Origin of the sequence: Streptomyces sp. NPDC049954 (genome assembly GCF_040656295.1) — a bacterium.
In the GTDB taxonomy this organism is placed as follows: Bacteria; Actinomycetota; Actinomycetes; order Streptomycetales; family Streptomycetaceae; genus Streptomyces.
Window position 1 is genome coordinate 80,837 of sequence record NZ_JBFALS010000005.1, and the last position, 12,769, is coordinate 93,605.

The window sequence follows — 12,769 nt, forward strand, 5'->3', positions numbered from 1 at the left end:
GGGCTTTTGCGTAACCCTGTCCCCCGATGCATTTTCACCACGGTCTGGGTAAATTCAATTCACATGACCGCCGCACAAGCAGACCTCACCGCAGCCCGTACCGAATTCCGGGAATTGCCGGAGGGACTTCGACTCGACGGCCCCGAGGTGCAGGACGGAGCCGCGATCTGGCGTATCGCCAGGGACTCCGGGACCCTCGACCTCAACTCTTCCTACAGCTACCTGCTGTGGTGTCGTGACTTCGCCGCGACCTCCGTGGTGGCCCGCGACGCCTCCGGTGCCCCGGTGGGTTTCGTGACCGGCTACGTACGCCCCGAGAAGCCGCGCACCCTCGTCGTCTGGCAGGTCGCCGTCGACGTCTCTCAGCGCGGCCGGGGGCTGGCCGCCGCTCTGCTGGACGGGCTGGCCGCACGGGTCGCCGCCCGCCAGGAGCTGACCGGTCTGGAGACCACGATCGCGCCCGGCAACACCGCCTCCGAGCGGCTGTTCGCCTCCTTCGCCCGGCGGCACGGCGCCGGCCTGGAGCGCGAGGTGCTGTTCGAGGCGGGTCTGTTCCCCGACGGCGGTCACGACTCCGAGGTGCTCCACCGGATCGGCCCCCTCGACCTGTCGGCTGCCGTGCGCGGCGCCGCCGCGTCCGCCGCCTGAGCGGCGAGCACCTCCCGCGGCCGGGCCCCACGGCTGTGCGCCGCACCCCCTGAAGCTTCGCGCCGGGGCCCTTCCCCCGCGCTCACCTCCTCACATCCCATATCTCCCAGGAGAATGCTGTGACCATCGCCCCGCCCGCCCTGAGTGTCTTCGAGACCCTGGAGTCGGAGGTGCGCAGCTACTGCCGCAGCTGGCCGGCCGTGTTCGACCGCGCCCAGGGCAGCCACCTCTACGACGAGGACGGCCACACCTACCTCGACTTCTTCTCCGGCGCCGGTGCCCTCAACTACGGGCACAACAACCCGGTGCTGAAACGCGCGCTGATCGACTACATCGAGCGCGACGGCATCACGCACGGCCTGGACATGGGCACGACCGCGAAGCGACAGTTCCTGGAGACCTTCCAGAACGTCGTGCTGCGCCCCCGCGACCTGCCGTACAAGGTCATGTTCCCCGGCCCCACGGGCACCAACGCGGTCGAGGCGGCGCTCAAGCTGGCCCGCAAGGTCAAGGGCCGCGAGTCGATCGTGTCCTTCACCAACGCCTTCCACGGCATGTCGCTGGGGTCCCTCGCGGTGACCGGCAACGCCTTCAAGCGGGCGGGGGCCGGTATCCCGCTGGTGCACGGCACCCCGATGCCCTTCGACCACTACCTCGACGGGCAGACCCCGGACTTCCTGTGGTTCGAGCGGCTCCTGGAGGACCAGGGCTCGGGCCTCAACAAGCCGGCCGCGGTCATCGTGGAGACCGTGCAGGGCGAGGGCGGCATCAACGTGGCGCGCGCCGAGTGGCTGCGCGCGCTCTCGGAGCTGTGCAAGCGCCAGGACATGCTGCTGATCGTCGACGACATCCAGATGGGCTGCGGCCGCACCGGTGCCTTCTTCTCCTTCGAGGAGGCGGGCATCGTCCCGGACATCGTGACGCTGTCGAAGTCCATCGGCGGCTACGGGATGCCGATGTCGCTGTGCCTGTTCCGCCCCGAGCTGGACGTGTGGGAGCCGGGCGAGCACAACGGCACCTTCCGCGGCAACAACCCGGCCTTCGTGACCGCCTCGGCGGCGCTGGAGGCGTACTGGGCCGACGGCCAGATGGAGAAGCAGACCCTGGCGCGCGGCGAGCAGGTCGAGTCGGCGCTGCGCGCGATCTGCCAGGAACACACCGCCCTGGGCGCCACGTTCCGGGGCCGGGGCCTGGTGTGGGGCCTGGAGTTCAGCGACCCGGAGCGCGCCACGGCGGTGTGCCGGCGCGCCTTCGAGCACAGCCTGCTGCTGGAGACCTCGGGTCCGAAGAGCGAGGTGGTCAAACTGCTGCCCGCGCTGACCGTGACCCCCGACGAACTGGACGAGGGGCTGCGCATCCTCGCCCGCGCCGTGCGCGAGACGGCCTGAGCCGTACCTCGCCGGCGCACCCACCGGGACACCGGCGCCCCCGGGGCGCCGAGGAGATCCACCGTTACACCACAGAAGGGCACTGACGCACTGTGATCGTCCGATCGTTCAAGGACATCGAGGGCACCGACCGGCACATCAAGGCCGAGTCCGGCACCTGGGAGAGCAAGCGCATCGTGCTCGCGAAGGAGAAGGTCGGCTTCTCCCTGCACGAGACCACCATGTACGCGGGCACCGAGACCACGATGCACTACGCCAACCACATCGAGGCCGTGCTGTGCGTCGAGGGCGAGGCGGAGCTGACCGACGAGAAGACCGGTGAGAAGCACTGGATCACGCCGGGCACGATGTACCTGCTCAACGACCACGACCTGCACACCATGCGGCCCAAGACCGACTTCCGCTGCGTGTGCGTGTTCAACCCGCCCGTCACGGGCCGGGAGGAGCACGACGAGAACGGCGTCTACCCGCTGCTGACCGAGGAGGACTGAACGTGACCGTCACCACCGAACTCACCGATCTGTACCCCAGCCGCGGCAAGACCGAAGTGTCCGTGCCCCGCAAGGACCCGGTCGTCTGGTCGGCCCCCGGCACCCCCGGGCCGATCGCCGCACCGGACCTCGACTCCTTCGAGCGCGACGGCTTCCTCTCGATCGCCGGACTGCTCGGCCCCGACGAGGTGCCCGCGTACCAGGCGGAGCTGAACCGGCTGATCGCCGACCCGGCGATCCGCGCCGACGAACGCTCCATCGTGGAGCCCCAGTCGCAGGAGATCCGCTCGGTCTTCGAGGTGCACCGGATCAGTGAGGTCTTCGCGAGGCTCGTGAGCGACGAGCGCGTCGTCGGCCGGGCCCGGCAGATCCTCGGCTCCGACGTGTACGTCCACCAGTCGCGCATCAACGTGAAGCCCGGCTTCGGTGCCTCCGGCTTCTACTGGCACTCGGACTTCGAGACCTGGCACGCCGAGGACGGCATGCCGAACATGCGGGCGGTGTCCGTCTCGATCGCGCTGACCGAGAACCACGACACCAACGGCGGGCTGATGATCATGCCCGGTTCGCACCGGACCTTCCTGGGCTGCGCCGGTGAGACGCCCAGGGACAACTACAAGAAGTCGCTCCAGATGCAGGACGCGGGCACCCCCTCGGACGAGGCGCTCACCGCGTTCGCCGCCGAGCACGGCATCAAGCTGTTCACCGGCAAGGCCGGTTCGGCGACCTGGTTCGACTGCAACGCGATGCACGGTTCGGGCGACAACATCACGCCGTTCCCGCGCAGCAACGTGTTCATCGTGTTCAACAGCGTGGAGAACGCCTCGGTCGAGCCGTTCGCGGCGCCCGTGCGGCGCCCCGAGTTCATCGGCGCCCGGGACTTCACCCCGGTGCGCTGAGGCCCACGGCCGACGGGAGGGGGCGGAACCGGCGGACGGTTCCGCCCCCCTTCGGGCTGCCCGGAGGACTCAGTCCGTCCGCGCGGGAGTGTCCAGGGCGTCGAGCAGCGCGTCCACCTCGGCCGCCGAGTTGTAGAGGTGGAAGGCGACCCGCAGATTGCCGGCCCGGTCCGAGGTCTCGATGCCCGCGCGGCTCAACGCGCCCTGCCGTGCGCCGAGTCCGGGCACCGACACGATCGCAGAACCGGGGGCCGGCAGCGGGGTGCGGCCGAGGGTGGCGAGCCCGGAGCGGAAGCGTTCGGCGAGCGCCAGGTCGTGGGCGTGCACCCGCTCCACCCCCAGCTCCTCGATCAGCGCGAGCGCGGGTGCGGCACCCGCGTAGGAGAACAGGGCCTGGGCGGTGTCGAACCTGCGGGCGGTGCGGGCGTACTCGATGACCGGGCCGTAGGTGCTGCTCCAGGGCTCCTCGGCGCTCAGCCAGCCGCCGAGCACGGGCCGCAGTCCGCCGAAGTCCTCCGGTACGGCGAGGAAGGCGACACCGTGCGGGCAGCCCAGCCACTTGAAGGCCACGCACACGGTGTAGTCGTCCTCGGCGGCGTCCAGCGGCAGCCAGCCCGCGGACTGCGAGACGTCGACGAAGGTACGCGCCCCGTGCGCGCGGGCCGCCGCCCGGATCGCGGGCAGGTCGGCGAGGCGCCCGTCGGCGGACTGCACGCAGGAGACGGCGACGAGTGCGGTGCCCGGCCGCACCTCCTCGGCCAGCCGCTCCAGCGCGACGGCACGCACCTCGATCCCACCGCGTGCGTGGAAGGGAGTCACGACGGAGCTGAAGTCGCCTTCCGCGACGAGGACTTCGGCCCCGTCCGGCAGCGCGGCGGCGACCAGCCCGGCGTAGGTGGCGACGGAGGATCCGGCCGCGACCCGTCCGACGGGCAGCCCCGCGAGCCGCGCGAACGAGGCGCGGGCGGCGGCCACCGCGGGGAAGGCGTCGCCCCCACGCCCTTCCACCCGTTCGCGCACCGCCTCCTGGACGGCCTCCGCCGCGCTCACCGGGATCAGTCCCGCACTCGCGGTGTTGAGGTAGACGGTGCTCGGACGGAACTGCCGGGGCGCGAGATTCTCCATGCCCTCATGGTGCGGGCGGCCCGCCACCGGCGTCCACGGGGCGACGGTGGCGGCGTGCGAGGGGTCAGTGCTCGCGGTCCAGCGGCCCGTAGAGCGCGTGCGGGGCGCCGGTGGACAGCGCCCAGTACCGGTCGCCGTAGGACCAGTGCCACCATTCCGTCGGGTAGTTGACGAGCCCGGCCCCGCTCAGCGCCTCGGCGAGGACGCGGCGGGCCGCTCGGGCGGCGGACGGGAGTCCGGGGGCCTCGGTGTAGCAGGCACCGGCGCTCTCCTCGGGGTTCACGTTGACACGGGTGCCGAGGTCGAGTTCCGCGCCGTCCTCGGTGACCAGCGTCAGGTCGACGGCGGCGCCCGCGCTGTGCGGCGCGATCCGAGGCGGCGACACGAACCGGCTCGCGGCCTCCCGCAGCCGTGGCGCGGGCCAGTCCGGATGCTCCCGCGCCAGCTCTTCGGCGTACTCCTCGAAGTAGGCGCGCTGGAGCCGGGGCGGCCGGTACCCCTCGACGAACAGCAGGCGCAGCCCTCCGGGCAGCGCACGTTGTGCGGCGAGCAGCCGCTCGTACACGCCCGCGCGCAGGAACGCGTAGTCCCCCGCCGCGTCCCGGCGCCGCGCGTCGACCGGCAGCAGGCCCGCGAGCCGTACGTCGGTCAGGGCCTCCCCGCACTCGCGCACCGGGACGGCGGCGACCCGCGGATCGGCCATCAGCACGATGCCCGGGGCGTCCCGGGTGCCTTCGACGGCGTTTTCGGAGCCTTCACTCATGCACGGCATCAGACCACGTACGGCACCTGCCCGGGGCCGGGACAGCGAAAGAGCCCTGGGCTCCGCCGGGGGGGGTACTGCCGCACGGACCGGGGCACAGGCCGCCGGTCCGCGCGGGTTCGGCCTACTACGGCCGGTTCTGCTCGCCCGCGCCGGGGACCGCGCAGCCGTCGGGGCCGCACACCTCGGCCTCGGAGCCGGCGGCGGGGGTGACGACGGTCAGCGGGGAGCGGCTGCCCCACGCCTGTTCGAGGGCCTGCGTGAAGACCTCGACGGGCTGGGCGCCGGAGACCCCGTACTTGCGGTCCAGGACGAAGAACGGGACGCCGTTCGCGCCGAGTTCGGCTGCCTCGCGCTCGTCCTCGCGTACGTCCCGCGCGTAGCGCTCGGGGTCGGCGAGCACCGAGCGGGCCTCCTCGGTGTCCAGTCCGGCGGCCGTCGCGATCTCGACGAGGCGTTCGGTGCCCTCGAAGGCGGAGCGCTCCTCGGCGAAGTTCGCGCGGTACAGCAGGGAGATCAGCTCGTCCTGCCGGCCGCGTTCCCTGGCGAGGTGCAGCAGCCGGTGCATGTCGAAGGTGTTGCCGCTGTCGCGGCCCTCGGCGCGGTACTCCAGGCCCTCACCGGCGGCGTTCTCCTTGAGGTTGCCCTCGGCGGACCTGGCCTGCTCGACCGACATGCCGTACTTCTTGGCGAGCATGGGCAGGACCTCGACGGTCTCGCCCTTCGGGAAGTCCGGGTCCAGCTCGAAGGAGCGGTGCACCACCTCGATCTGCTCACGGTGCGCGAAGGCGTCGAGCGCCCTCTCGAACCGGGCCTTGCCCACGTAGCACCAGGGACAGGCGATGTCCGTCCAGATCTCCACACGCATGGGTGTCGCTCTCTCCAGCTCGTACGGTCACGGGCGGACACCCGTGCACGCGGAGGGTCCCTCCGCTACCGGTCACAACGCGTGCGGAGCGGTCGCCATTCCCGGGCGCGGCGGGCGCCGCCTCAGGGCACTTCCCGCAGGTAGAGCGCCCCGCAGCTCTTGCAGAACGGTTCGGCCGCCGGGGTGCCCCACGCGTCGGCGGACTGGGTCGCGGCGGCGGCGTCCAGGCGTCTGCCGCACATCGCGGTGGTGTCCTCCGCGCCGCGCACCATGTGCCACTGCTCGACGGGTACGTGCGGATCGCCCGGGGCCGCGCCGGCCGGGTACTGCGCGCGCATGTGGTGTTCCATTCCGCTCCCTTTCGTCCACGCCCCGCACGCTTGCCTGCCTTCCGCCTCCCTCCACTGCACCACACGCCGTACGGGCCCGCAGCGCGCGCGGACGTCGGCGTCGGGCCGAGCGGACGAGGTCGCGGCAACCGGCTGGCAGAATTGCCGACATGAGCCGACAGGGGTGGTCCGAGGCGTACAGCCCCCGGGGCCGGCAGTTCCCGGTGCGCTGCGTCAAGTGCGCGGACACCCATGTGATCCTCACCAAGACGAAGGCTCCCGCGCCGTCACACGCGGGCCATCCGGTCTCCCCGGACGGGCTGCGCTGGCGCTACACGTGTCTGGACTGCCGGGTCGCCTGGTGGGTCGACGAGCACGGGGGCGGGCTCGACGACTACGCCTGACAGCCGGGTGAAGGCGGCCCGGTAGGCGCTCGGGGGGAGCCCGGTGCGGCGCAGGATGTGCTTGCGCAGCGAGTCGGCGCTGCCGAGGCCGCACGCGCGGGCGACCTGGTCCATGGGCATCACGCTGGTCTCCAGGAGTTCCCTGGCCCGTTCGACGCGCTGGTGCAGGAGCCACTGGAGCGGGCTGAGCCCGGACTCGGCGTGGAAGCGGCGGGTGAGGGTGCGGACGCTGACGCCCGCGTGCCGGGCGAGGTCGGTGAGGGTGAGCGGCTGGTCGAGGCGGCGCATGGCCCAGCCCCGGGTGTCGGCGCAGGCGGTGCCGCGTTCGCGGGGCAGCGGGGTGTGGGTGAACTGCGTCTGGCCGCCGGGCCGTACGGGGGCGACCAGGGCGCGGCGGGCCACGTCGTTGGCGACGGCGGCACCGTGGTCGCCGCGCACGATGTGCAGGCACAGGTCGATCCCGGCCGCGTAGCCGGAGGCCGTCATGATCTGACCGGACTCGACGAACAGGACGTCTCCGGCGAGGTCCACCGAGGGGTAGCGGGAGCGCAGTTCGTCGGCGAGTTCCCAGTAGGTCGTGGCGCGGTGCCCGTCGAGCAGCCCGGCCTCGGCGAGGACGAAGGCGCCCGAGCAGATCGAGGTGACGCGTTTGCCCTCGGCGGCGGCGCGCCGGACCGCCTCGACCGTGGCGGGTTCGGGTTCGAAGCGGTGCCCGGTGCCCGCGACGAGCACGGTGTCGGCCTCGTCGATCGCGTCCAGTCCCCGCGCGACCCGGAGTTCGAGCCCGCCGGTCGTGGGGACCGCGCCGGGCTCGGCGGCGCACACGGTCACCTCGTAGCCCGGCCGGCCGTCCACCGTGGCCTTGCCGAGGATCAGTTCGGGGACGGCCACGTTGAACAGCGAGACGGGTGAGGGGGCGACGACGGCGACGCGGCGCGGTCCGGACTGCGACATGGCCAGAACCTCCGGAGGTGTGGCGTTCAGGCCACTACTGTACGGCGGATCGGCTCGGCAGTCTTGCGGTCATGACATGCACGACGCCTGAGGCGTCCACCGAAGCCGCTGCCGAACCCGCACCCGCGCCCGGGAGGGCCAAGAGACCCGGCGCCCCCGCATCCGGAAGGGCCGGGGGACCCGGGGAAACGGCCACCCGCCCCGTTCCCGCGCCACCCGTGACACCTGCCGCGCCCGGGACACCCGCGGCTCCCCCAGCCGCCGCTGCCCCACGGGGTTCCCGGGTGGCGCCCGTCGCCCGTCCCGCGCTGACCCTGGCGGCGGCCCTGCTCGGTTTCGCCCTCACGACCTTCGACGCCTCGGCGGTCACCGTGGGCCTGCCCTCGCTGGGCGCGCAGCTCGGCGGTGGCGTCTCGGGGCTCCAGTGGGTGGTGGACGCGTACACGTTGGCCTTCGCGGGGCTGATGCTGTCCACCGGCGCGCTGTCGGACCGGATCGGCGCGGCCCGGGCGTACGGGCTGGGGCTCGCGGCCTTCCTGGTGGCCTCGGTGGGCTGCGCGCTGGCCCCGCAGCTGGGCTGGCTGATCGCGGCCCGGGTGGCGCAGGGAGCGGCGGCGGCCGTCGTGCTGCCCGCCTCGCTGTCCCTGGTGCGCCTCGCGTACGAGCGGCCGGCGGCCAGGGCACGGGCGGTGGCGGTGTGGGCGGCGGGCGGTTCGGTCGCGGTGGCCTTCGCCCCGGTGGCCGGTGGCGCGCTGACGACGGCCTGGGGCTGGCAGGGCGTCTTCTTCGCGAACCTCCCGTTCGGTGTCGCCGCCCTCGTGCTGCTCTCGCGCCGTCCCGCGCAGGCCGCACAGGAGCGCAGGCGTATCCCGCTGGACGTGTCCGGGCAGGTCACGGCGGTGCTGGTGCTCGTGGGGCTCACGGTCGCGGTGATCGAGCACGGGCCGGTGCGCTGGGTGGCGCTCATGGTCGCGGTGGGCGCGGCGGCCGTGTTCCCGCGGGCCGAGCGGCGGGCGGCGCACCCGGTGGTGCCGCTGGGTCTGCTGCGCGAGCGGACGGTGGCGATCGCCCTGGCGGGTGGCTGCGCGGCGAGCGTGGCCTTCTTCGGGCTGGTGTTCGTCTACAGCCTGTTCTTCCAGCAGGAGCAGGGCCGCTCGGCGCTCGGGGCGGGCCTGCTGTTCCTCCCGATGACCTCGTTGATCGCGGTCACCAACCTGGTCGCGGGCCGGCTCACGGCGCGCCTGGGGCCGAAGCCGCCGATGCTCGCCGGGCAGTGCCTCGCGGCGGCGGGCGCGCTCCTGCTGCTGACGACGGGCCCGGACACCCCTTCCCTCCTGCTCGCCTTCGCCCTGATCCCGCTCGCGCTGGGCTGCGCGCTGAGTGTGCCGGCGCTGACGGTGGCGGTCATGGAGGCGGTTCCGGCCGAGCGGGCGGGCACGGCGGCCGGGGTCCTGAACGCGGCCCGGCAGAACGCGGGCGGCCTCGGCGCCGCCGTGTTCGGCTCGCTCGCGGCGGGCGGCTTCACGGCGGGCCTGCGCACGAGCCTGGTGCTGAGCGCGGCGGTGATGGCGCTGGCCGCCGTGGCGACGAGCCGGATGCGGGGCGGGCGTCCGCAGGCGGGGCCGGCCCGGCAGGAGAGCGGGACGGCGGAGCGCGACATGAGAGCCGGCTGAGAATCGGGCCGGGCCGGAACCCGGGGCGCCGGCCCGGCCGTCTACAAAGTGGAATGAACAGGACGATCAGGCGTGCCTCCGTCTTCGCACTGCTCCTGGTCCTCGCGCTGCTCGCGCGGGCGACCTGGGTGCAGTTCTACGACGCCAAGGCACTCGCGGACAACGACGACAACCGCCGTACGACCATGGAGCGCTACTCCAGGCCCCTCGGCGACATCATCGCGGGAGGTGAGGCCGTCACCGGCTCGAAGAAGGTGACCGGCGGGGACCTGCGGTACCAGCGGTCCTCCAAGGACGGGGCGCTGTGGGCGCCGGTCACCGGCTTCAACTCGCAGGTGTACGGACAGACCTATCTCGAAGGCGTCTACAAGGACCTGCTGGACGGGACCGACTCGCGGCTGAAGTCGGCGCAGGACGTGCTGACGCGCTCACCGGCCACTCCGGGCGACGTCGTGACCACGCTGGACCCGGCCGTGCAGAAGGCCGGGTACGAGGCGCTGGGCGGCAAGAAGGGCGCGGCCCTCGCGCTGGACCCGGAGACCGGCAAGGTGCTCGGCATGGTCTCGACCCCCTCGTACGACCCCTCGACGATCAGCGGCAGCGAGGACGGCGCGGCCTGGACGAAGCTCGACAAGGACCCGGACAAGCCGACGGTCAACCGGGCGCTGCGCCAGCCGCTGCCGCCCGGCTCGACCTTCAAGCTCGTGGTGGCCGCCGCCGCCCTGGAGGACGGGCTCTACGCGTCGGTGGACCAGCACACGAAGAGCCCGGACCCGTATCCGCTGCCGCTGTCCACGAAGAGCCTGGGCAACGAGTCCTCCACCGCGCCGTGCGAGAACGCCTCGATCCGGGTCGCCCTGCAGTACTCGTGCAACACGGTCTTCGCGAAGATGGCGGTGGACCTCGGCCAGGACAAGGTGCGCGCGATGGCCGAGAAGTTCGGCTTCAACACCGACGACCAGGACATCCCGGTACGGGCGTACGCGAGCGTCTACCCGAAGAAGATGGACGACGCGCAGACCGCGCTGTCCGGGATCGGGCAGTTCGACGTGACGGCGACGCCGCTGCAGATGGCGATGGTCTCGGCGGCTCTGTCCAACGACGGTGAGCTGGTCGACCCGTACATGGTCGCGCAGACCACGGACGGCGACGGGAACGTCCTGGAGGAGCACGGCGATCCGGGGAAGCGGCGGGTGGTCAGCGCGGACCACGCGCGGCAGCTCCAGTCCGCGATGGAGACGGTGGTCAAGGACGGCACGGGCACCAACGCGCAGATCCCGGGGGCGACGGTGGGCGCCAAGACGGGCACCGCGCAGCACGGCGAGAACAACAGCAAGACGCCGTACGCCTGGTTCACCTCGTACGCGAAGGGCGCGGACGGCAGGAGCGTCGCGGTGGCCGTGATGGTCGAGGACTCGGACGCGGCGCGCGCCGAGGTCAGCGGGAACGGGCTGGCCGGACCGGTCGCGAAGGCGATGATGCAGGCCGCCCTCAAGGGCTGAACCGCGGGAGCGGACCGCACGGCTCGACCGCCCCTGAGCCGGTGCCGGGAGGACGGGCCGCCCCGCGGCCGTCGTCCTCCCGGCACCGGGTGCCCTCACACGCCGAGGACCTGCTGCACGGGGTCGATCGCGAAGTACACGAGGAACAGGGCGCTCGCCGTCCACAGCAGCCAGTGGGTCTCGCGGGCCTTGCCGAGCACGGCCTTGAGGACCACGTAGGCCAGGAACCCGGCGCCGATCCCGTTGGTGATCGAGTAGGTGAACGGCATCACGACGATCGTGAGGAAGGCCGGGACGGCGATCTCCCAGCGCTCCCAGTCGATGTGCCGCACCTGTGCCATGAGCAGGAAGCCGACCGCGACGAGGGCGGGCGCGGCGGCCTGTGCGGGCACGACGGTGGCGAGCGGGCTGAGGAACAGCGCGAGCGCGAACAGGGCCCCGGTGACGAGGTTCGCGAAGCCGGTGCGGGCGCCCTCGCCGACCCCGGCGGCCGACTCGATGTAGGAGGTGCTGGAGGAGGCGGAGGCCGCTCCGCCCGCGGCGGCGGCGAGCCCGTCGATGAGCAGCACCCGGCCGAGGCCGGGGACCTTTCCGTCCTCGTCGAGCAGCCCGGCCTCGTGGGAGACGCCCACGACGGTGCCCATGGTGTCGAAGAAGTCGCTCAGCAGCAGCGTGAAGATCAGCAGGACGACGGTGACGGCGCTCAGTTCCCCGAAGGCGCCGAACAGGCTGAAGTGGCCCAGCAGTCCGAAGTCGGGCGCCGCGACGACGTCCTCGGGCACCTTGGGCACCGTCAGGCCCCAGGCGGCCGGCTTGATGTCGGCGATCTCGTTGATGACGACGGCGAGGACGGTCATCGCGACGATGCTGATGAGGATGGCGCCGCGCACCTTGCGCACCAGCAGGGCGATCGTCAGGAGCACGCCGAGGCAGAACACGAGCACCGGCCAGCCCGTGAGGTGGCCGACGGACCCGAGCTGCACGGGCGTGGAGCCGCTCTCGCCGGGGATGCGGGTCGCGAACCCGGCGTCGACGAAGCCGATGAAGGCGATGAACAGTCCGATGCCGACGCTGATGGCCTGCTTGAGCGGCTGCGGGATCGCGTTCATGACGGCCTCGCGCAGGCCGGTGACGACGAGCAGACAGATCAGGACGCCCTCGACGACGATGAGGCCCATCGCGTCGGGCCAGCTCATCCGGGGCGCGAGCTGGTAGGCGACGACGGCGTTGATGCCGAGGCCCGCGGCGAGCGCGAGCGGCAGGTTCCCGCCGACCCCCATGACCACCGTCATGACGGCGGCGACCAGCGCGGTCGCGGTCACGAGCTGGACGCTGTCGAGCCGGTGCCCGTACTTGTCCTCGACACCGCCGAGGATGATCGGGTTGAGCACCAGGATGTACGCCATGGTGAAGAAGGTGGCGAGGCCGCCGCGTATCTCACGGCCGTAGCCGGAGCCGCGCGCGGTGATCCGGAAGAACCGGTCGACGGCGTCCGCGGCGCCCGGCCTCTTCTGCGGGTCTTCCCCTGCGGGACCTGTCGGTCCTGCGGGCTCCGGCTGCTTGTTCGCGGCCGGCACGGTGTCGGACATGGTGGCGCGCTCCTCACGGTGACGTCGGGACGTACGGGTTCGTGCGGGACATGCGGACGTGCGGATGTGCGGGGACGCGGCCGCCGTCCACCGGGCGGGCGCGGCCGGGCTGGCTGATTGTGACCGGAGCGCGGTG

The 12,769-nt window shown here is 72.5% G+C and carries 12 protein-coding genes; 6 read left to right on the top strand and 6 right to left on the bottom strand.

Annotated elements, in window-relative coordinates:
* Positions 1 to 63 precede the first annotated feature (63 nt).
* The 4 genes from ectA to thpD all read left to right on the top strand — a co-directional run bounded on the left by ectA (position 64) and on the right by thpD (position 3,426).
* A complete protein-coding gene (gene ectA / locus AB0J21_RS12345; RefSeq protein ID WP_363145832.1) occupies positions 64 to 648 on the top strand; it encodes a diaminobutyrate acetyltransferase in 585 nt (194 codons plus the stop codon).
* A gap of 119 nt (positions 649 to 767) precedes the next feature.
* Positions 768 to 2,036: a diaminobutyrate--2-oxoglutarate transaminase gene (ectB, locus tag AB0J21_RS12350; protein WP_363145833.1), complete on the top strand. Its 1,269-nt coding sequence runs from the start codon at positions 768 to 770 to the stop codon at positions 2,034 to 2,036.
* Between the two features lie 92 nt (positions 2,037 to 2,128).
* The gene (locus tag AB0J21_RS12355; RefSeq protein ID WP_363145834.1) at positions 2,129 to 2,527 is read left to right on the top strand and encodes an ectoine synthase; all 399 of its coding nucleotides are present in this window, start codon (positions 2,129 to 2,131) and stop codon (positions 2,525 to 2,527) included.
* A gap of 2 nt (positions 2,528 to 2,529) precedes the next feature.
* A complete protein-coding gene (gene thpD, locus AB0J21_RS12360) occupies positions 2,530 to 3,426 on the top strand; it encodes an ectoine hydroxylase (RefSeq protein WP_363145835.1) in 897 nt (298 codons plus the stop codon).
* 69 nt (positions 3,427 to 3,495) lie between these two features.
* Here thpD and AB0J21_RS12365 read toward each other — a convergent pair whose 3' ends face one another.
* The 5 genes from AB0J21_RS12365 to AB0J21_RS12385 form a co-directional block, all read right to left on the bottom strand.
* Positions 3,496 to 4,551, bottom strand: coding sequence for an aminotransferase class V-fold PLP-dependent enzyme (locus tag AB0J21_RS12365; RefSeq protein ID WP_363145836.1), 1,056 nt, complete (start codon positions 4,549 to 4,551; stop codon positions 3,496 to 3,498).
* Positions 4,552 to 4,615: 64 nt separating this feature from the next.
* The gene (locus AB0J21_RS12370; RefSeq protein WP_363145837.1) at positions 4,616 to 5,314 is read right to left on the bottom strand and encodes a M15 family metallopeptidase; all 699 of its coding nucleotides are present in this window, start codon (positions 5,312 to 5,314) and stop codon (positions 4,616 to 4,618) included.
* 127 nt (positions 5,315 to 5,441) lie between these two features.
* A complete protein-coding gene (locus AB0J21_RS12375; RefSeq protein ID WP_363145838.1) occupies positions 5,442 to 6,182 on the bottom strand; it encodes a DsbA family oxidoreductase in 741 nt (246 codons plus the stop codon).
* Between the two features lie 122 nt (positions 6,183 to 6,304).
* The gene (locus AB0J21_RS12380) at positions 6,305 to 6,532 is read right to left on the bottom strand and encodes a hypothetical protein (protein ID WP_363145839.1); all 228 of its coding nucleotides are present in this window, start codon (positions 6,530 to 6,532) and stop codon (positions 6,305 to 6,307) included.
* Positions 6,533 to 6,798: 266 nt separating this feature from the next.
* Positions 6,799 to 7,869, bottom strand: a complete 1,071-nt coding sequence (locus tag AB0J21_RS12385; protein ID WP_363145840.1) for a helix-turn-helix domain-containing protein — start codon at positions 7,867 to 7,869, stop codon at positions 6,799 to 6,801.
* Between the two features lie 284 nt (positions 7,870 to 8,153).
* Between AB0J21_RS12385 and AB0J21_RS12390 the strand changes: the two genes are divergently transcribed.
* Positions 8,154 to 9,542 (top strand): MFS transporter, encoded by a 1,389-nt coding sequence (locus AB0J21_RS12390; protein ID WP_363145841.1) that lies wholly within the window; start codon positions 8,154 to 8,156, stop codon positions 9,540 to 9,542.
* 53 nt (positions 9,543 to 9,595) lie between these two features.
* Positions 9,596 to 11,044, top strand: coding sequence for a penicillin-binding protein 2 (locus AB0J21_RS12395; RefSeq protein ID WP_363145842.1), 1,449 nt, complete (start codon positions 9,596 to 9,598; stop codon positions 11,042 to 11,044).
* A 95-nt stretch (positions 11,045 to 11,139) separates the two neighbouring features.
* Here AB0J21_RS12395 and AB0J21_RS12400 read toward each other — a convergent pair whose 3' ends face one another.
* Complete coding sequence (locus AB0J21_RS12400; RefSeq protein WP_363145843.1) at positions 11,140 to 12,633, bottom strand: NCS2 family permease; 1,494 nt, start codon at positions 12,631 to 12,633, stop codon at positions 11,140 to 11,142.
* Positions 12,634 to 12,769: the final 136 nt, after the last annotated feature.

What these genes read in the sequence shown, in the direction of transcription:
- AB0J21_RS12370 (WP_363145837.1), bottom strand. Translation starts at nt 5,314, where the DNA reads ATGAGTGAAGGCTCCGAAAACGCCGTCGAAGGCACCCGGGACGCCCCG.
- AB0J21_RS12365 (WP_363145836.1), bottom strand. Translation starts at nt 4,551, where the DNA reads ATGGAGAATCTCGCGCCCCGGCAGTTCCGTCCGAGCACCGTCTACCTC.
- AB0J21_RS12385 (WP_363145840.1), bottom strand. Translation starts at nt 7,869, where the DNA reads ATGTCGCAGTCCGGACCGCGCCGCGTCGCCGTCGTCGCCCCCTCACCC.
- AB0J21_RS12400 (WP_363145843.1), bottom strand. Translation starts at nt 12,633, where the DNA reads ATGTCCGACACCGTGCCGGCCGCGAACAAGCAGCCGGAGCCCGCAGGA.
- AB0J21_RS12375 (WP_363145838.1), bottom strand. Translation starts at nt 6,182, where the DNA reads ATGCGTGTGGAGATCTGGACGGACATCGCCTGTCCCTGGTGCTACGTG.
- AB0J21_RS12395 (WP_363145842.1), top strand. Translation starts at nt 9,596, where the DNA reads ATGAACAGGACGATCAGGCGTGCCTCCGTCTTCGCACTGCTCCTGGTC.
- AB0J21_RS12380 (WP_363145839.1), bottom strand. Translation starts at nt 6,532, where the DNA reads ATGGAACACCACATGCGCGCGCAGTACCCGGCCGGCGCGGCCCCGGGC.
- ectA (WP_363145832.1), top strand. Translation starts at nt 64, where the DNA reads ATGACCGCCGCACAAGCAGACCTCACCGCAGCCCGTACCGAATTCCGG.